Source organism: Hyphomicrobium sp. NDB2Meth4, from assembly GCF_900117445.1.
Taxonomy (GTDB): Bacteria; Pseudomonadota; Alphaproteobacteria; order Rhizobiales; family Hyphomicrobiaceae; genus Hyphomicrobium_A.
Genome location: NZ_FPEJ01000001.1, coordinates 14,932 through 34,678 on the forward strand (window position 1 = coordinate 14,932; position 19,747 = coordinate 34,678).

Consider the following 19,747-nt stretch of genomic DNA (forward strand, 5'->3'; position numbering starts at 1 on the left):
GCCGGGAGGGGGGATACATGCCTGATCCAGACGATTGGGATGGCTCGATCGATGGAGACCAGCTCTATCAACAACGCGCTCGGAAGGCCTTGCCTCTCCTGGTGAGACAGGCTGAGGCAGCCCAGACCATAACTTACAGCGATCTTGCTGATGAACTGGCTATGCCGAACCCGCGCAACCTTGACTACCCTCTTGGTGCCATCGGCAAGAGGCTGCTGAGCCTAGGAGCGGAGTGGGGCGAAGCCATACCGCCTATCCAATGTGTCGTCATCAACAAGGCTGACGGGTTTCCAGGCAAAGGGATTGGGTGGTTCATCAATGAGGAGAATTTCAAAGCGCTCTCCCGTGCTCGCAAGCGTGAAGTGATCCACGCAAAGCTACAGGATATCTTTGCCTACCCACGATGGCGTGAGGTTCTGGAGGCCCTCCACCTTCCTTACGTGCCGCAGAATTATACGGAGGCAAACAGGCGGGCAGCAGCTCTTGGCGGCGGTGGCGAGAGCGATGATCACAAAGTCCTCAAGACTTACGTGGCCAGCACACCTGCCCTACTCGACTTGCCTCTGGGGACACCGATCGGCGAGCAAGAGTATCCCTTGCCTTCCGGCGACTCGCTCGACGTTTCCTTCCGGCACCGGAACGAATGGGTCGCGGCCGAGGTCAAGTCGGCCCGCTCATCTGACGACGACATCATGCGCGGCATTTACCAATGCGTCAAATATCTCGCGGTGATGCGGGCGGTACAAATCACGGAGTCGAAGGAGCGCTCTGCGCGTGTAGTCCTAGTGCTAGAAGGACCACTTCCGAAATCGCTTGCGGCGCTCAAGAACCAGCTTGGAGTCGAGGTGAAGGACCGGGTCCAGGTGCCCCCTCGTTCAACCTAGCGCCCCTCTTCAGGGTCGCCAGCACCATAACACCCCGCTAGATTTGATTCGTGCAGGATCATCGGTCGGGGGCCTAGGCGTGAACCATCAGAGCTTGTCTTCCTTCATCTGGTCGGTCGCTGACCTGCTGCGGGGGGATTACAAACAATCGGACTACGGCAAGGTTATCCTGCCGTTCACCGTGCTGCGGCGCCTGGATTGCGTGCTGGAAGGGACCAAGAAAGCTGTGCTCACGGAGCACACGGCTAGGTCGAAGGCAGGCGTCAACCCCGAGCCGTTCCTGCTCAGGAAGTCAGGGCAGTCGTTCTACAACACCTCACCAATGGACCTGCGCAAGCTCCTGGGCGACCCTGACCGCATCCGCGACAACCTCACGGCCTATGTCGAGGCATTCTCGCCATCGGTGCGGGACATCTTCGAGCGGTTCGCCTTCCACACCCAGGTGGAGAAGCTGGCGAAGGCCGAGCTGCTCTATCTGGTGGCCGAGAAGTTCGCCAACATCGACCTGCACCCCGACAAGGTCAGCAACGCCCAGATGGGGCTCGTGTTCGAGGAGCTGATCCGCCGCTTCGCGGAGCTGTCGAACGAGACGGCCGGAGAGCACTTCACGCCGCGGGAGGTGATCCGGCTGATGGTCAATCTGCTGTTCGTGGAGGACGACGCGGCGCTGACCAAGTCCAGTGTGGTGCGCACCATCTACGATCCCACGGCAGGGACGGGCGGCATGTTGTCGGTGGCCGGGGAGTATTTGAGTGAGCTGAACCCCAAGGCCCGGCTCACCATGTTCGGCCAGGAGCTGAACGATGAGTCCTATGCCATCTGCAAGGCTGACATGCTCATCAAGGGCCAGGACGTGGCCAACATCGTCGCCGGCAACACACTGTCCGACGATGGCCACCCAGCGCAGAAGTTCGACTACATGCTCTCCAACCCGCCATTCGGTGTGGAGTGGAAGAAGGTGGAGAAGGAGGTTCGCCGCGAGCACGAGGTGGAAGGATTCAACGGCCGCTTTGGGCCAGGCCTCCCCCGCGTCTCGGATGGGTCGCTGCTGTTCCTCATGCACCTACTGTCTAAGATGCGCCGCGCCAAAGACGGTGGCAGCCGCTTCGGCATCGTGCTCAACGGTTCGCCGCTGTTCACGGGTGGGGCGGGAAGCGGGGAGAGCGAAATCAGACGCTACGTCCTGGAGAACGACCTATTAGAGGCCATCGTCGCACTCCCTACGGACATGTTCTACAACACCGGCATCGCCACCTATGTATGGATCGTCTCCAACCTCAAGCCAGAACCCCGAAAGGGTAAGGTGCAGCTCATCGACGCCAGCGCCTTCTGGCAGAAGATGCGCAAGGGCCTTGGCTCCAAACGCAAGGAGATGGGCGAGGAGCACATCGCAACCGTGACGCGGCTGTTCGGCGCCTGCGTGGAGGCGCAGCTTGCCGCTGTGCTCAATGCGGAAGGCAAGGAACTATCCCGCGAGGTTGTCACCGCTGGCGAGAGGAAACCCAAAGCCCCGAAGGGCGGGCAAATCAAGCTGACGCCGATCTCTCGCATCTTTCGCAACGAGGACTTCGGCTATCGAACTATCACCGTCGAGCTCCCCCTGCGCGACGAGGACGGCAACGTGGTGCTGATCGAGAGGGGCAAACAGAAAGGCAAGCCACAACCTGACACCTCGCTGCGCGACACTGAGAACGTGCCACTCGACGAGGACGTGGTGGCTTACTTCAAACGCGAGGTGTTGCCCCATGCGCCCGATGCCTGGATCGATGAGGAAAAGACCAAGGTAGGCTACGAGATTCCGTTCAACCGCCACTTCTACGTCTTCGAACCTCCACGCTCGCTCACCGAGATCGACGCCGACCTCAAGCAGGTGACAGCGCGCATCCTGCAGATGATCGAGGGGCTAACGGCGTGAGCTTCCCGAGATATGAGAGGTACAAGGACTCCGGCGTGGAGTGGCTGGGGCAGGTGCCGGCACAATGGCTGGTCATTCCATTGCGGCAGGTCGTGTCACTGGTTGAGTCCGGCACTAGCGTCAACGCCGTAGATAGGCCCGCGGAGACCGGCGAGTTTGGAGTGCTGAAAACAAGTTGCGTCTACCTCGGGGAGTTCGACGCGGCACAAAATAAGGCAGTGCTGCCCGAGGAGCATAATCGCGTCTCGTGTCCTCTCAGGCCGGGCACATTGATTGTTAGCCGTATGAACACTCCCGACCTTGTGGGAGCGGCAGGCCTCGTGCGCGATGCGCCGAGGGGGCTATTTCTCCCGGACCGCCTCTGGCAGGTTCACTTCGCTGACGTGGAGCCCTCGTTCGCGCACTACTGGACGCTCACGCATAGCTACCGTGCACAGGTCCAAATGGCGTGCACTGGTACAAGCTCAAGTATGCAGAACTTGTCACAAGACCAGTTTCGCAGCTTCATTTTTCCTCAGCCGCAATTGCGCGAGCAGCTTGCAATCGTCGCCTTCCTCGACCGCGAGACCGCCAAGATCGACGCGCTGGTGGAGGAGCAGAGGCAGCTGATCGAGCTGCTCAAGGAGAAGCGACAAGCTGTCATCTCCCACGCCGTCACCCGGGGTCTCGACCCGACCACGCCGCTGAAAGAATCCGGCGTGGAGTGGTTAGGGCGTGTGCCCGAGCATTGGGAGGTGCGGCGTATCGGGTGCCTTTTCGGCGAGGCCACAGAAGAGGGCCTTCACGATCTACCGGTGCTGAGCGTCTCGATCCATGATGGCGTGTCCGACAAAGAACTGAGCGATGACGAGGCAGATCGAAAGATCACGAGGAGCGAAGACCGCACGAAATACAAGCGAGTGCAGCCCAACGACCTTGTCTACAACATGATGCGGGCTTGGCAGGGCGGCTTCGGCACTGTCCAGGTCGAAGGCATGGTAAGCCCTGCGTACGTCGTAGCGCGGCCCCTATCAGCGATCCACACTCGCTTCGTTGAGCACATGCTACGAACCGCACACGCAGTTGAAGAAATACGGCGATACTCCCATGGCGTGACGGATTTCCGCCTCCGTCTTTATTGGGACGAGTTTAAGAATATCAGACTTGCAATCCCGCCTCTACGCGAGCAACAGCAGATTCTGGCATTCATTGAGGAGAACGCCGCCGGGACAGCCGAATTAGTGGCGACTGCGGAACATTCTATCGCCCTCCTCCAAGAGCGCCGCACCGCCCTCATCTCAGCCGCCGTTACCGGCAAGATCGACGTGCGCGGTGCAACTCCCTTAACGGAGGAGGCAGCATGAACGCCACCGCGGAAGGTCGCTCGCTCGAACTCTATTTCATCGAAGGCAAGCCAGATGGGATGTTGACCGCCGAGGTGTTCAACTGGACCGGTCACGTCCTCATGACACCGCGTACCAGAATTGGTCCAGCGCTATCACGGAAGGAGGCCAGCTTCACTGGCATCTATCTACTGCTTGGCGAGAAGGATGGTCAGCCGTGCGCTTACATCGGTGAAGGCGAGGACATCTCAGATCGCATCCGAAATCACGATGGTCGAAAGGATTGGTGGACGACCGCTGTCCTCGTGACCTCCATGGCCAACAACTTGAACAAGGCGCATGTGAAATACTTGGAGGCGCGCCTTGTTGAGGAGGCAAAGGCTACTGGCAGAGTGATGCTTGACAACGGCAATACTCCTGTTCGCGCCGGCTTGACGGAGGCAGGCCAATCCAACATGGAGGCATTTCTGAACTACCTCTTCATGGTCTTGCCCGCTCTCGGCGTGAATTTGTTCGTCAAGAATACGCGACCGACGTTGGTCACCCTGGAAAGTGGTTCTGGACCGAGAACCACCACACCGGTGTTCACACTGAGTATCCCTACGCATGGGCTTACGGCGAAGGCCGTGCTCGATGATGGAGACTTTGTCGTCCTCTCCGGCTCCCTAGCCCGTCGGCAGTGGAGCGGCATGAACACTGAAGACAGTGGCTACGCGCGTCTTCATGAGGAACTAAAGCGTACGGGTGTGCTCAGAGATGACGGTGACCACTGCATATTCACCCAGAACTATGCCTTCTCCAGCCCGAGTGCAGCCGCTGCGGTTGTCTATGGCAGCTTCATCAGTGGTCCGGGGACCTGGAAGTTAGAGGACGGGAGAACTTACAAGGAGTGGGAAGCGGCACAGCTGAGTGAGAGCGCGGAGGCTACTGAGTGAGCCTCCACCGTGAAGTCAGCTTCGAGACGGAAATCTGCACTCACCTCGCCTCCCACAGCTGGCTGTACGTGGAAGGTGATGCGGCCGCCTACGACCGTGCTCGCGCCCTGTTCCCTTCCGATGTGGTCGCCTGGATTCGGGAGGCACAACCCCGACAGTGGGAAACACTAATCAAGAGCAAAGGCGCTACAGCCGAGAGCGATCTACTCGACCGCCTACGCAAGCAGCTCGATGACCGAGGTACGATCGATGTGCTGCGGCACGGAATCGAGATGATCGGGGTGCGGGGCTCGATCGCGCTCGCCCAGTTCAAGCCCGCACTGGCAATGAACCCCGACACGCTCGCCAAGTACGCCGCCAACCGGCTGCGCGTCGTACGCCAGGTGCGCTACTCGCTTGCCAACGAGAACTGCATCGACCTCGTAATGTTCCTCAATGGCATCCCCGTCGCCACGGCGGAGCTGAAGACCGACTTCACCCAGAGCGTGGAGGACGCGGTCGATCAGTATCGCTTCGACCGCCACCCCAAGCCCAAGGGGCAGGCCGCCGAGCCGCTGCTTGGCTTCGCCAGCGGGGCGCTGGTGCACTTCGCCGTCAGCAACAGTGAGGTGCACATGGCGACGCGGCTCGACGGGCCGGCCACGCGCTTTCTCCCCTTCAACCGTGGTGACAACGGTGCTAAGGGCAACCCGCCGAACCCCAACGGCCACCGCACGGGCTATCTTTGGGAGGAAGTCTGGGAGCGCGACAGCTGGCTGGAGATTCTCGGCCGCTACGTGGTCGCCGAGTGCGACAGCAAGAAGCGCATCGAGCGCCTGATCTTCCCCCGTTACCACCAGCTCGACACCACCCGAATGCTGGTCGCGGCGGTCAAGGCAGAAGGTCCGGGACGCAAGTATCTGGTTCAGCACTCGGCTGGCTCCGGCAAGACCAATTCGATCGCCTGGACCGCCCACTTCCTCGCCGACCTGCATGACGACACGAACGAGAAGCTGTTCTCCTCCGTAATCGTTGTCTCCGACCGCAACGTCATCGACGCTCAGCTCCAGGCCGCCATCTTCGACTTCGAGCGTACGACCGGCGTGGTCGCCGTCATCACCGACGCCGAGAGCAGCAAGAGCGCGGCGCTCGCGGACGCATTGGCCGCGGGCAAGAAGATCATCGTCTGCACCATCCAGACCTTCCCGTTCGCACTGGAGGCCGTGCGCGAGGCCGCGACCACCCAGGGCAAGCGGTTCGCCGTCATTGCCGACGAGGCCCATAGCTCCCAGACCGGTCAGGCCGCCGCCAAGCTGAAGCAGGTGCTGACCGCGGAGGAGGCCAAGGAGCTGGAAGACGGTGGCGAGGTCAGCATGGACGACATGCTGGCCGCCGAGATGACCGCCCGCGCAAGCGACAAGGGCATCACCTACGTTGCCTTCACGGCCACTCCCAAAGCCAAGACGCTGGAACTGTTCGGCCGCCGCCCCAAGCCCGACGAGCCCGCCAGGGAGCCGGACAACCTCCCGGGGCCGTTCCACGTCTACTCCATGCGCCAAGCCATCGAAGAGGGCTTCATTCTGGACGTGCTCCGGAATTACACACCCTACAAACTCGCCTTTAAGCTGGCGAACGGCGGCAAGGAGATGGACGAGACCGAAGTCGAGCGTGATGCTGCCATGAAGGGCATCGTGCGTTGGGTCCGGCTGCATCCGTACAACATTAGCCAGAAGGTCGAGATCGTCGTCGAGCACTTCCGTGAGAACGTCGCGCCGCTGCTCGACGGCAAGGCCAAGGCGATGGTCGTGCTGGGAAGCCGTGTCGAAGCCGTGCGCTGGAAGCTCGCCATCGACAAGTACATCCGCGACAGCGGATACAGGATCGGCAGCCTCGTCGCGTTCTCGGGCGAGGTGCGCGACAGGCAGTCGGGTGAGGACCCGTTCAGCGAGACCAGCAAGTCACTGAACGCCAACCTGCGCGGCCGCGACATCCGCGAGGCATTCAAGGACGACGAGCACCAAATCCTACTGGTGGCCAACAAATTCCAGACGGGATTCGACCAGCCGCTATTGTGCGGCATGTATATCGACCGCCGACTAGCGGGCATCCAGGCCGTTCAGACACTGTCGCGGCTGAACCGGGCACACCCCGGCAAAGACACCACCTACGTACTCGACTTCGTCAACAGCGAGGGAGAGATACTCGACGCCTTCCGCACCTACTACACGACTGCAGAGCTGTCCTCGGTCACGGACCCCAACCTCGTCTTTGACCTCCGCGCCAAGCTCGATACCGCTGGCTTCTACGATGACTTTGAAGTTGACCGCGTGGTGGCGGTGGAGCTGAACCCCAAGTCCAAGCAAGGCGACCTACTCGCCGCGCTGGAACCCGTCGTGGACCGCCTGATGCGGCGCTACAGCGCTGCTCAGGAAAGGCTGCGGGCCACCACTGATACGAAGGACACCGAGGCCGCTCAGAAGGCACAAGACGAACTGAACACCCTCATCCTGTTCAAGGGCGACATGGGCGCGTTCCTGCGCATGTACTCGTTCCTGTCGCAGATTTTCGACTACGGGAGCACGGCCATCGAGAAGCGGGCGATCTTCTACAGGGCGCTTGTACCTCTGCTTGAGTTCGGCCGCGAGCGTCAAGAGATCGACCTTTCCAAGGTCGTCCTCACGCACCACAACATCCGCAACCAGGGTTCGCACTCACTGCCACTTGGCGAGGGAGACAAGCCCAAGCTCCGGGGCTTCGATGAGGCGGGCTCAGGCTACGTGCATGAAAAGGAGAAGGTCCTCCTCGCGGAGATCATCGCCAAGGTCAATGACCTATTCGAGGGCGACCTCACCGATGACGACCGCCTCGTCTACGTCAACAACGTCATCAAAGGGAAGCTTTTGGAGTCCGAAACGCTGGTCGAGCAAGCCGCCAACAACACCAAGGAGCAGTTCGCCAACTCCCCGGACCTGTCAGACGCGCTTCTCCACGCTATCATGGACGCCCTCGCCGCACACACGGCCATGAGCGCCCAGGCGCTGAACTCCAAACGGGTGCAAGACGGCCTGAAAGACATCCTGCTAGGGCCAGCGCAGCTCTACGAGGCGCTGCGGGAGCGGGCGGAGGCAGATCCGAGTTAACAGGTAACCCGGATGTTTTGATGCAAACGCCCAATGTGGCGTCTGAATATTCGTAAATTGCACTATCCCCCCTCTGGGGGTGCCGATCACGGGAGCCTAAGAAGCTTTTCGAGCTGGTTCTCCCACAGGAGCCATGCTCACTGCATCGATGTGAGCATCCTGACGCGTCAGCCGCGGTCTAGATCGATCCATGTCTGCTACTGATGCCATTCCACTGAGCAGCGAGCATAACTGCGGCGAGGCACGACTTAGCGCCTTTCTCGCTTTCGTAACTCCGCGAGAGCGGCCATTGCCTGTTTCAAACTGTCCGCGGCGGCATCTAAAGCATCTTTTCTCGGGTCCACGCGCTTGCTTGAGCGCTTAGATGGAATCTCGGTTGCCGCCTTTAAGATAGCGAGATTCACCCCGGGGGCGACCTCTACGATGGATCGTGTGGTGGAACCGGGAAGATCGGCCCGGCTCCTATTGACGTAGGTGCGCAACTCATCGACCGAGACATCGCACTGGGGGCGGCTGAAAATATCCACGTTCTCTTCCGTCCGCCCAAGAATGCGCCATCCCAGACCGTCCTCTGTTCCGAACAGCTCCGGGGGCGCGGTGTCCTTCTGAGCAGCGCCAAGCCATACGGACGCTTCGGGTAACCGATTTAAAAATGGCTCTATCAGTCGCCTTTGCGCGAAGTAGCCGTGTACGGCTCGACGTACCACGATAGCGGCGGCTTGTGCCTGAACCGGAGGAGGAACGCCCGAAGCCAAAATCGACGCGAGGACCCTATCAGCGACCCGGACCCGCTCTTCAGCAGGCAGCGTGTCGATTTTGGCAAACTCCGGTTGCCCTTCACTCGCCAGCAACGTCTCAATTGGTGGAGCAGCGGGGGACTTGTCCCCGGTCAGGAAAGACAGTTGCGAGCTTCCCTTCGGCGAGCGCCAGAGCGCGGAACCCACAATTTCTCTGCAAACCGCAATCACACTATCGTCGATCCGCGGCGACTGTGCCGAGCCAACGACCGACCTGGCGAAGTGCCATCGACTAATGGTCTCCTCTACGCCGAAGGGAACGAGCCCGAGACACGCTCGGGCGATCGCATACGCGAGCGTACTCGTTGCTCCAGCTAAGGTGGGACGGGACGCGCGTATTGAAGGCTGCAGTCGCGCGAAGAGTTCGCCGAAAATGACGCCGACGAACTGTGTGGCAAGTTGCGAACGGCTGGGTTGTTCAACCGTGGGAGCTAAACTGGCAGCAAGCGCATCCGTAGAAAGCAATCGCATTATGCTACTTAGCGGGCCGAGGCCGCTAAGATAGGCCCCAGCCCAAGCACAGGCATCCGAAAGGTCATCCGGCCGTCCCGATAGAAGAACCGGCAACTGACCGGACTGCTTCCTCCACACCGCTACCAATTCACCAGAACGCTGAGGTGCAGTGCGCGTGGCTAGTTCTTCTTCCGACAGCGGGGTGCGCTTTACGGACCCTTGAAGGGCTTCTCCAAGCTCCTCGCGTCTCAGACGAGCAATCTCAAAGCTACTCGCCATCGCTAAACACGTCCTTCCAACTGTGCCGATGCCCCGATGCTGTTCGATTAGGATCTACGGCCTTGTCAAACCACCCCGGCAGTGGACCATCGTGGTACACCGTGAGCGAAGTTTTGGCTCTGGTCACAGCCGTGAACGCTACTCGCTTCTGTTCGGCACGAGCCTTCTTAACAGTTTCCGCCGCCGCGAAGTGAACCGCGCGAAATTCCAGTCCCTTCGCAGCGTGAACGCTAGAGACGAAGATGGGCCGCGTCGGGTCAATATGAATGAAACCGTCCTCCGAGCCCTGCGCGGCAAGTAATTCTCCGTATCCCGCCTGAGACAAGGCTGAAGCAATGTACTCGACGTCTGCCCGATAGGGGGCAAAGACGCCGATAAGCTCATCGGGAAAAGCTCGCAACTGCACCTTCACACGCTCGATGATCAGTGCCGTTTGCTCGTCCAAATTTGCTTGGACAATGCGTATCTCTTCCTGTGGCCCGTCCAGAGGATAGCGGCAGCCCGGGGTGATCCTGACATACTTGTGTTGGGTGGCGAAGGTGTCACCAATCCGGTCAGCAAGCTCGCAGATGCCGAGAGCATTTCGATAGTGGAATCTAAGGTCCAGCTCCTCGTCTACCAGCTTGGCGAGCCCGCTGCCGTCGGCATCGTCTTGCTTATAGATCCTTTGGCGAGCGTCGGCTGCGAGAAAAATGTCCGACGAGAGCTTCCTAAGCGCACGAAGCTCCTCCAGTCTGTAGTCCTGCGCCTCATCAATGAGCAGCGCATCAAACATCGGCTCGTCCCGATCCTCTACGAGGGACGTCAGGATCGCGATTGATTGCTCCCGCGCCTCATCGAACGACGTAACTTTCTCGAAGGGGTAACCGGCCTCTTGTGCAAGCTGACGCACTAGCTGCACGTAGGTGTAGACGTTGTCTGGGGGGAACTTATACTTCGCAGCTCCCGCCTTGAGAAACTCGGCCAGAGTCCTGTTGAAGACAACCACAATCAGGTTCTTATGAGACATCGCAAGATACGAGGCTCTCATAAGCAGAAGGTTCGTCTTCCCTGAACCCGGCGGCCCGCGGACCAGAAAGCTTCCGTCGGGCGGGAGTTCCATCACCGCCTTTTGGTCATCATCCAGCTCTGACTCGCTACACCACCAAGTTTGATCGGGCACGGCAACGCCTCGTCATGACGTACGTAGTTGTGAACCCTCATCGCCGGGAGGCTCAGACATCGCGGCGTCGATAGTCAGATAAATCGCGTCGAGAAGTGTCGTTTCGACGGGCTCCTCGAGAGACTGCATGCTCCCCAGAACCTCGAACGTTCCATTGAAAGATTTTGGATCAGGCTTTCCCCAGGCAGCTGCCCAAGACAAAATTATCAAACCCCCGTCGCGCAATTCTGCACGAATCAATACGCGCACCGCGCCTAAAAGCTGATGCCGCGGCGACGGATGCAAATCAGCAACTACACACGCTGTTGCCGAACCAATGACGCGATAATCTAATTCGATGTTCGGAAGATCGCCAGCCGCAAGCTGCACCTTGCGCAACTGTCCGCGCAGAGAACTTCCGACAGCAGTCGGCGAGATCGCCTTTGCAGATTGATCGCCCGCTGGGGGAGGTGGTGATGACGTGGCTTCCCAAACGGCTCGAACCCTTGTGCGAGCTTCTTCGACACCTGCAAGCCGCGGTAGATCAAAGCTATCCCAGCTGACAAGCTCGAGTCTCAGGCGAGGATCCTTCTGAAGGCAAGCTCGCGCGAGCTTTATGAGCCATAGGGGAACGTCGTCGGCTTCGACCACTGGGACCTCCGATTTTACGGCGTCGTAAATCGCAGCCTGAGGTCCCTTGATGTGGGAAAACATGCCTTTGCGCATGATCATGTCATGCAACACTGCGCCCAGCTGGTAGAAGGTGATTGCTCGCCATCCCTCTGGCGTGTCGTCTTCTTGGCGCCAGACAAACTCTGGCGGACTGTATCGGACTGTCCCGATAAACTGCCCCCCGGTTCCAGCCGACGGTGTTCCTGGGCTGGTCGGGCGCATGATGCCCATATCCAGCAACACTATCCGATCATCCGCCGCGGTGATTTTAATGTTTTCGGACTTGATATCCCGGTGGACAATGTCCTTTGCCTCCAAATATCGGGCCGCACCAGCGAGCTGTGAGATTAAGGAGGGTATTGCCGCCCGAGGGATTGCGCTGAGCGCATCCCCCAAGTCGGGCAGTTCGAGCTTTTCCATCGCAATAAAGAGATAGCCAGTCGTCGGGCAGCGGCCCCCATCGTAGATGCGCACAATGTTCGGATGCGTTCGGCCGATCAAAGTCACCTCACGCGAAATACGTTCCTCTTGCTCATCCGCGCCAAACCGCTCTTCCAGAGCCGGATCAATAATCTTCAGAGCAGCGTCGAGACCACCTTTTGATGCGGAAAACACGACTGCGGAGCCGCCGCTGTTGAGAAGCTCGCCGATAGTCCAGCCCCCCACCATCTGGCCGCGCAGTGTTCGCGCTAGCCTCTTCGCCTCGGCCTTGTTCAACTTTCCCTCACGCCGCGTGGTTGCAGAAATGTCGTCGCGCAATCTTAGGAGATTCACCGCGCAGCGCAGCCGGAAGTTTAGGCGCGATTGTCAAAACTCCCCATCGAACCCAATCAGCAGGTGCAACGCCCCCGCCGAGGTATGCGTCGCTTGGGTATACCCCGCCGAGACAGTGCGGTGAGACACCAAGACTGTCTTATTTGGGTTAACTTGTGGACAAATGAGACAGTATCGATTATGGTCTAGACCCAAACGAGACAATTTGAGGGGATAGACCGATGGCGATCTACGGCTATGCGAGAGTAAGCACGACCGACCAGGACCTGGACACCCAGGTCGAAAAGCTGGCCGGGGCAGGTTGCAGCATCGTCCGCGAGGAGAAGACGAGCGGCACCACCCGCGAGGGAAGGGCCGAGCTTGAGACCCTGCTCCAGTTTCTCCGGTCCGGCGATGTATTGATGGTCACCAAGGTGGACCGGCTGGCCCGCTCGGTGGGCGACCTGCAGGAAATCGTCAAGTCAATCAAGGCGAAGGGCGCGGCGCTGAGAGCGACTGACCAGCCAATCGACACGAGCACCGCAGCGGGCAAGTGCTTCCTGGACATGCTCGGCGTCTTCGCCGAGTTCGAGACCAACCTACGCCGGGAGCGGCAGATGGAAGGGATAGCCAAGGCCAAGGCCAGGGGCGTCTACGAGGGCCGCAAGCCCTCCATTGATGCGGATGAGGTGCGGCGACTGGCGGGCGAGGGCTTGGGAGCGACAGATATCGCTCGGCGGCTCGGCATTGGGCGAGCATCCGTCTACCGGCTGCTCCATGACATAAAAAGTGTGTGATACACACACTTGACGTGTCTTCCATGCGCACCTATCTAGCGTGTATAGAAACACGTAAAATAGGTGCACATGAACAAGCTAAAGGACCTCCGGACCCAGTTGCGTCTCACCCAGAAGCAGGTTGCGGAGCAGCTCAATACGACCCAGCAGACCATCCAGCGATGGGAGAGCGGCCACACAGAGATCCCCGCTGGCCACCTCAAGGACCTCGCGGTCCTCTTTGGGTGCAGCATCGACGAACTCCTAGGGGTGGAGGCCGAGAAACGGCGTGGAGACGGCTTCGCCCGTGCCCGACCCGAAATGCCTTGGGGGGCCTTCGCAGTCAGCTTTCCTTTCGGCACCCGCGAATATCCAATCGATGTCGAAGTGTTCGATAGGCTGTTCAACAGGCTCCACCCCGGCAACAGCCTGGACCGGCCAAACAGATGGATACAGTTCAGTGCCCTCGATAACCGCCTTGTGTTCCTCAACCCGTCTTTCATTAACAGCGCGGTCCTCGTGACAGACGATGAGGACTCGATGCCGTTTTTTGCATCGCCGGAGGCGTACAAGGCCCTGAGCAGCCATCAGCCTGGCGATGTCGGTCCCCTCCTCCGTGAGGAATACCAGATGATCCTCAGGCGGCACGAGCTGTTCGACAAGAAGGGCAAACCCGACCTCCTCGCGGCCAGTGCCAAGTTCAACAGTCTTGAGGTCGTCTTTGGCGACGGGCGAGTGTCTCCTCACTACCTTTCTGAGGACGTGACGACGAACATCACCATTATGGAAGATGGCCTCGAAGCGTTTGAGGAGAACGGCTTCATGATGGTCTGCGCTGATGCAGGGCACTACGAGATCGTCAACCTCAGCAAGGTTGCCGCGATAGAGGTGCCGGTCGAAGCCTACCTTGGGCACTTGGCCGACGATGCAGCCGCCGACGACTGAGCTGCGCTTCTTTCCGTCCCTGCCTTTCCCCCTACGGCTGCAATTTTTTGAGGTTCAATGAACCGGACTTGCCAAGTCTCCGGCTGCAGCGCCCCTGCGGCCTCCGGCTTCTCTCCCTACTGCTCGGCACACCGCGCCAACTTCCGCCGCCACGGCGAAGCCGACCAGAAGGCCGTTACTAAGACGCACGTGAAACCCTACCTGGCGCTCGTCAAGGCGCGGATCGCCAAGAACCCGCACAGCCCCGCGTGGACAACCCTGGAGGCACGTTGGCGGGCCTTGGTGGACCACGCCGAGCACATCATCGCTGAATACGAACGCGGGCGCCCCGGATCGCGCACCGAAAGGCTCGCTGCCCAGGAGATCATCAAGCTAGGCAGGAGCGTGGAGGCCCGCGCTGTCGTCGAAATGACGATGGCGATGGTGGTGCTGCGCGAACTGCATCCACATTGCTTCCGCTCCGACCGTGCCTTTTGGGTCCAGCTTGGACGCCGCGTTCGAGGTCTCACAGACCTCAACTACGGGGAGCGATATGTCCACGCGACCGGAAAGGTGAGGCGCTGCTATCGGGAGCTGTCCCCTCGGGCCGGGATCGTGTTCGGACGCTGGTTGGCCGAGACGCTTGGGGTAGGCGGTATGCACCTAGCTCGTCTGGAACAAGCCGATCACGAAAAGCAGCTCGCAGAACGCCGCGATCTTCACGACGCACTATCGAAGCTCTCCTAAGGGATACGAATGAGCATCGTTGATACTGTTTCCACCATCAGCATCACAGACACTCCCCGTCGGCGGAAGAAGCAAGAGCCCCAGCGCTACCAATGGTTCGATCAGTGGCTGATTGCAAAGTCTGGACCACTGAAGAAGTTGGTCGATGCCACGGTCAACTTCGTCGATCACCATGAGCGCCACACAGGCGCACGTAAGCGAGCAAGGCGGCCGCAAGACCACCAGCACCACGTGCAACGCATCGAGGCCATCGTCTGCAATCTTGCCCACGCCGTCTTGCTGCCCCCTCCTGAGGGGCGCATCGCGGTTCCCTTGGGACACGGAGGCAAGGGGCGTTCCCGGTACGACAGTCCCGCCGTGGGCAAGCTCTTGTCCCCGACGCTCTCGCTGCTATGGGACCTGGACTTCCTCGATGTACGGCGCCCCAGCGTCGTGCGCGGGGAGGTCTCGTCGATTGGAGTGTCCGACTGGTTTGCCGGAAAGGTGCTGGAGGCCGGGGTCAGCCTCGCTGACTTCGACCGGCGAGAGGATGAGGAGGTCATCATCCTCAGCCGCCACGCTCGTGGCTCGAACCGCACCGCCTATCGGGATCCGATTGACTATGCCGACACTCCAGAGACCCGGAAATATCGTGATGACTTGAGGAGGCTCAACGCTTTCTTGAAGACCGCGCAAATCGAATTTCTGGATGACGGCCTGGAACCGCGTATCGACTCCTTTGACCGGACGATGCGACGGCGCTTCACGATCTTCTCCAATCAGAAAGAACGCTTCGACCAGGTCGGGAGACTGTTCGGCGGCTTCTGGCAGAACATGAAGTCTGAGAGGAGGCGGCACATCAGGATTGGTGGCGAGCCCACCGCCATCCTGGACTACAGCTCGATGTTCACTCGTCTTGCCTACGCCGAGCTAGGGGTGCCCGCTCCTGCTGGCGACCTCTATGCCATTCCCGGCTTCGAGAACTACCGGAGCGGGGTCAAGCTCGCGATGAACTGCTTTCTCTTCGATGGAGGCCCGCGAAGGAAGTGGCCAAGCGAGTTGGGCATTGGCGTTGGGAACGATCTAGACGCCGAGACGGACGGCGACTGCGAGGCGGCCAGATACGAAGCCCGACTGCCGCCGGAAGTTACCGTGGCATTGGCCAAGGAGGCGATACTTGGTGTCCACCCGATGCTGGAAAAGGCGTGGGATCGCCGCCTCGGCTACCGGCTGATGTTCAGGGAGAGCGAGATCATGATGAGCGTCCTGACAGAGCTGGCGGCTCAGAACGTCCCTGCACTTTGTCTTCACGACGGCCTGATCGTGCCGGTCTCTGCCTGCGAGCTTGCTATCCACGTCATGGCGACATGCGCCCATGAGCTGACCGGTGCTGAGTTCCCCGTGGCCGACAAGACGTAGTCCCTCCTCACCAAGGTAGACTATCGAGACGCCTTAAGCCCACCTGAGGAGCCGCCTACGATACCTATAGGAGGGCTCCTCAGGCACCTTTAGGTGCAGCCTAGCTAGTGAAGTCTCTTTAGAGGGAGTCGTCGTCGGGAGAGCACCTAACTTGGCTCTAGCAGTAAACGTACCTCCACCCTTTCCCTCCACTAACAGGACCGGTAAGCACAGCGCTTACTACCCCTCCCTATCGGTCCCGTATTGAGGTGCACGGCGTTGGGTCGTGCTGATCGGGGCGCTCGGTTCGCTGATCGGCAACCTCGTCCACGGGGGTCCCAACTGAGTCAGCCCGTCGCACCCGACCTCAAGCCGCCAAATTGAGTCATACAGGGCCACCTCACCCAAGCGGGGGGAGTAAGGACTCGCCGCCTTAAGCCACCGTGCATTACCCCCTACGAGGCCCACGGCGGCCCATCGAAGCTCACCTCCCGCCATTGGTATCGAGCGCCACGCGACGGCATTGATTCTCAGCTTCGCGCTGTCCTTGAAACTGCCCCACAGGACTGCTACACAACCCGCCGCTACTGTCCGATTTTGTCATTGTGTTTCAATGCCATAGAGGACCGTCCTGGTAGTCCTCTTCTGGGCACCATCCAAACTGACCGCAAACCTGCGCATTTCCCGGCCGGGTAACCCCGGGCAGCGGTCCGCCTCGATATGGCGGTACTTTCATCTGACGATCTACTGTTCCCGACGCGCTGGCGCTCCCAGCGGCTGCACCGCCGTGCGCGCCACTTCGAGAAAGCGCTCGAGCACGGGCGTCGCATCCTTGCGCCGCCAGACCATCACCGTATCGAGCTGCGGCGCATCCCCTTCGAGGTCGACGTAGCGAACGCCCGTCCGTGCCAGATTGCGCAACGACGCCGGCACCAGGGCGATGCCCATGCCCGCTGACACCAGGCTGATGATCGTCTGCATCTGAATGGCTTCTTGCGCGATGCGGCCGCTTCCACCGCGCGAGATGCAATAGTCCACGACGAGATCGTGGAAAGCAGGCGCGACGCGTCGCGGAAACAGAATGAGCGGCCCATCAATCACCGCCGCGGGCGCCAGCGTCCCCTTTCGAAGTGCGATGCGGCCTTCATCGAGCCAGACCTCCGGCACCGCCGCGACCAGTGGCTCGGTGACGAGCTTGCTGTGTGCGAGCGATTCGGGCAGTGCCGCGCCGGGCGGCTGAATGATGATGCCGACATGGCCGTTCCCATCGAGCAGCGAGGCGATTTGAATGTCACTGGTCGCTTCCGTCAGAGCAATTTCCACCTCCGGATAGAGCGACGCGTAGCGGCGCACCAGCACCGGCAAGATGCTGTAGTCGGCCGTGCTGACGAACGAGACCTCCAGCCGCCCCACTTCTCCCGCGCCGAGCCGGCGCGCAATTTCCGGCAGCGCGTCAATACCGCCCAGCGCCTTCTGCACGTAGCCGAGCCACAACGCGCCGAACGGCGTCAGCGTGACACTCCGCTTCGTGCGTGCGAAGAGAGGCTTACCCAGCTCGCGCTCCAGCGCGATGATCGACTGGCTGAGCGGAGGCTGCGTCATATGCAGGCGTTCCGCCGCCCTGCCGAAATGCAGGGTTTCGGCCACCGCCACGAAGTGTCTGAGCTGCCGGACGTCCAACACTCATATCCTCTGCGACCTTATCAGCGCTGAATAATATATTTCTCAATAGCTGTAGAGGGCGCTAACGTGGCTTGCCAAAAGCCGTCGGGAGCCTGAAATGCCAGTTTATCGTTCCAGAACAAGTACTCATGGGCGCAACATGGCCGGCGCCAGGGCCCTCTGGCGCGCCACCGGAATGAAAGGCGAAGACTTCGGCAAGCCGATCATCGCCATCGCCAACAGCTTCACCCAGTTCGTGCCCGGGCACGTGCACCTGAAAGACCTCGGCCAGCTCGTCGCCGGCGAGATCGCGGCGGCTGGCGGCGTCGCCAAGGAGTTCAACACCATCGCCGTCGATGACGGCATCGCCATGGGCCACGACGGCATGCTCTATTCGCTGCCGAGCCGCGAGCTGATCGCCGACAGCGTCGAGTACATGGTCAACGCCCATTGCGCCGACGCGCTGGTCTGCATCTCCAATTGCGACAAGATCACGCCCGGCATGCTGATGGCGTCGCTGCGCCTCAACATCCCGACCATCTTCGTCTCCGGCGGACCAATGGAAGCCGGCAAGGTGTCCGTGAAAGGCAAGGAGCGCGCGCTCGATCTCGTCGATGCCATGGTGATGGCCGCGGACGAGCACTACACCGACCAGGAAGTCGATGCCGTCGAGCGCTCTGCTTGTCCGACGTGCGGCTCGTGCTCGGGCATGTTCACCGCCAACTCGATGAACTGCCTCACCGAAGCGCTCGGCCTGGCGCTGCCTGGCAACGGCTCCGTCCTCGCCACGCATTCCGACCGTGAAAAGCTCTTTCGCGAGGCCGGACGCCGGATCGTCGCCCTAGCCAAGCGCTGTTACGAGAATGACGACGTCACCGCCACGCCGCGCGGCATCGCCACCTTCGGCGCATTCGAGAACGCGATGAGCCTCGATATCGCCATGGGCGGATCGACCAACACGGTGCTGCATCTCCTTGCCGCCGCGCAGGAAGCCGAGGTGAACTTCACCATGGCCGACATCGATCGCCTCTCGCGCCGCGTGCCGTGTCTCTGCAAAGTCGCGCCTTCGAAAAGCGACGTGCACATGGAGAACGTGCACCGCGCCGGGGGTATCATGTCGATCCTCGGCGAGCTGGAGCGCGCCGGCCTGATCGATGCCAGCCTGCCCACCGTGCATGAGCCCACGCTCGGCGATGCGCTCTCTCGCTGGGACATCGGCCGCACCAACAACGAAGCCGCGCGCACGCTCTTCAGCGCCGCGCCGGGCGGCGTCCCGACGCAAGTAGCCTTCAGTCAGTCCGCGCGCTGGAAAGAGCTCGACACCGACCGCAAGAACGGCGTCATCCGCTCGGCCGAGCATCCGTTCTCCAAGGACGGCGGTCTTGCCGTGCTGTTCGGCAATCTCGCGCCCGAGGGCTGCATCGTGAAAACCGCCGGCGTCGATGAGTCGATCCTGGTCTTCAAGGGCCGCGCCCGCGTCTACGAGAGCCAGGAAGCCGCCGTCACTGCCATCCTCAGCAGCAAGGTGGAAGCCGGCGATGTCGTCATCATCCGCTACGAAGGCCCTAAGGGCGGCCCCGGCATGCAGGAGATGCTCTATCCCACCAGCTACCTGAAATCGAAGGGGCTCGGCAAAGCCTGCGCGCTCATCACCGATGGTCGCTTCTCGGGCGGAACGTCCGGACTTTCCATCGGCCACGTGTCGCCCGAGGCTGCTGAGGGCGGCCTCATCGGCCTCGTCGAGAACGATGATCCGATCCTTATCGACATCCCCAACCGCATCATCAGCCTCGAGGTCGATGACGCCATCTTGGCGAAGCGGCGCGAGGCGATGATCGCAAAGGGCGCCGACGCCTGGAAACCGGTCGGCCGCAAACGCAACGTCTCGCCCGCACTCCGCGCGTACGCTGCTCTCACCACCAACGCCGCGCGCGGCGCCGTCCGCGACGTCAATCAGATCTCGAAGTGAATGCAAATGCTCCGGTCCATCG

The 19,747-nt window shown here is 60.7% G+C and carries 14 protein-coding genes; 10 read left to right on the plus strand and 4 right to left on the minus strand.

Annotation, left to right across the window (positions count from 1 at the left end):
• Positions 1 to 17: 17 nt before the first annotated feature.
• From NDB2M4_RS00080 to NDB2M4_RS00100, 5 genes are all read left to right on the plus strand, one after another.
• Positions 18 to 884 carry a PDDEXK family nuclease gene (locus NDB2M4_RS00080; RefSeq protein WP_072371477.1) on the plus strand — a complete coding sequence of 289 codons (867 nt, stop codon included), beginning with the start codon at positions 18 to 20 and terminating at the stop codon, positions 882 to 884.
• A 79-nt stretch (positions 885 to 963) separates the two neighbouring features.
• A complete protein-coding gene (locus NDB2M4_RS00085; protein WP_072368979.1) occupies positions 964 to 2,799 on the plus strand; it encodes a type I restriction-modification system subunit M in 1,836 nt (611 codons plus the stop codon).
• Positions 2,796 to 4,142, plus strand: coding sequence for a restriction endonuclease subunit S (locus tag NDB2M4_RS00090; RefSeq protein WP_072368980.1), 1,347 nt, complete (start codon positions 2,796 to 2,798; stop codon positions 4,140 to 4,142). Before NDB2M4_RS00085 ends, NDB2M4_RS00090 begins: the two co-directional genes overlap by 4 nt.
• Positions 4,139 to 5,056, plus strand: a complete 918-nt coding sequence (locus NDB2M4_RS00095) for a GIY-YIG nuclease family protein (protein WP_072368981.1) — start codon at positions 4,139 to 4,141, stop codon at positions 5,054 to 5,056. The genes NDB2M4_RS00090 and NDB2M4_RS00095 overlap by 4 nt, the downstream gene beginning before the upstream one ends.
• Positions 5,053 to 8,175: a type I restriction endonuclease subunit R gene (locus tag NDB2M4_RS00100; protein WP_072368982.1), complete on the plus strand. Its 3,123-nt coding sequence runs from the start codon at positions 5,053 to 5,055 to the stop codon at positions 8,173 to 8,175. Before NDB2M4_RS00095 ends, NDB2M4_RS00100 begins: the two co-directional genes overlap by 4 nt.
• Before the next feature lie 248 nt (positions 8,176 to 8,423).
• On the opposite strand, the gene NDB2M4_RS00105 is transcribed toward NDB2M4_RS00100, so the two are convergent.
• The 3 genes from NDB2M4_RS00105 to NDB2M4_RS00115 form a co-directional block, all read right to left on the minus strand.
• Positions 8,424 to 9,437: a hypothetical protein gene (locus NDB2M4_RS00105; RefSeq protein WP_072368983.1), complete on the minus strand. Its 1,014-nt coding sequence runs from the start codon at positions 9,435 to 9,437 to the stop codon at positions 8,424 to 8,426.
• Positions 9,438 to 9,693: 256 nt separating this feature from the next.
• Positions 9,694 to 10,866 carry an ATP-binding domain-containing protein gene (locus NDB2M4_RS00110; RefSeq protein ID WP_139247024.1) on the minus strand — a complete coding sequence of 391 codons (1,173 nt, stop codon included), beginning with the start codon at positions 10,864 to 10,866 and terminating at the stop codon, positions 9,694 to 9,696.
• A 12-nt stretch (positions 10,867 to 10,878) separates the two neighbouring features.
• Positions 10,879 to 12,276: a protein kinase domain-containing protein gene (locus NDB2M4_RS00115; protein WP_139247025.1), complete on the minus strand. Its 1,398-nt coding sequence runs from the start codon at positions 12,274 to 12,276 to the stop codon at positions 10,879 to 10,881.
• A gap of 236 nt (positions 12,277 to 12,512) precedes the next feature.
• Between NDB2M4_RS00115 and NDB2M4_RS00120 the strand changes: the two genes are divergently transcribed.
• From NDB2M4_RS00120 to NDB2M4_RS00135, 4 genes are all read left to right on the plus strand, one after another.
• Positions 12,513 to 13,067 carry a recombinase family protein gene (locus NDB2M4_RS00120; RefSeq protein WP_072368986.1) on the plus strand — a complete coding sequence of 185 codons (555 nt, stop codon included), beginning with the start codon at positions 12,513 to 12,515 and terminating at the stop codon, positions 13,065 to 13,067.
• A 69-nt stretch (positions 13,068 to 13,136) separates the two neighbouring features.
• A complete protein-coding gene (locus tag NDB2M4_RS00125) occupies positions 13,137 to 13,991 on the plus strand; it encodes a helix-turn-helix domain-containing protein (RefSeq protein ID WP_072368987.1) in 855 nt (284 codons plus the stop codon).
• A gap of 57 nt (positions 13,992 to 14,048) precedes the next feature.
• Positions 14,049 to 14,717 carry a hypothetical protein gene (locus NDB2M4_RS00130; protein WP_072368988.1) on the plus strand — a complete coding sequence of 223 codons (669 nt, stop codon included), beginning with the start codon at positions 14,049 to 14,051 and terminating at the stop codon, positions 14,715 to 14,717.
• A gap of 9 nt (positions 14,718 to 14,726) precedes the next feature.
• On the plus strand, positions 14,727 to 16,115 hold the full coding sequence (locus tag NDB2M4_RS00135) for a hypothetical protein (RefSeq protein WP_072368989.1): 1,389 nt from the start codon (positions 14,727 to 14,729) through the stop codon (positions 16,113 to 16,115).
• A 723-nt stretch (positions 16,116 to 16,838) separates the two neighbouring features.
• On the opposite strand, the gene NDB2M4_RS00140 is transcribed toward NDB2M4_RS00135, so the two are convergent.
• Positions 16,839 to 17,777, minus strand: coding sequence for a LysR family transcriptional regulator (locus NDB2M4_RS00140; RefSeq protein ID WP_348533024.1), 939 nt, complete (start codon positions 17,775 to 17,777; stop codon positions 16,839 to 16,841).
• A gap of 97 nt (positions 17,778 to 17,874) precedes the next feature.
• On the opposite strand from NDB2M4_RS00140, the gene ilvD reads away from it, so the two are divergent.
• A complete protein-coding gene (gene ilvD, locus NDB2M4_RS00145; RefSeq protein ID WP_072368991.1) occupies positions 17,875 to 19,725 on the plus strand; it encodes a dihydroxy-acid dehydratase in 1,851 nt (616 codons plus the stop codon).
• The last annotated feature ends 22 nt before the right edge of the window (positions 19,726 to 19,747 follow it).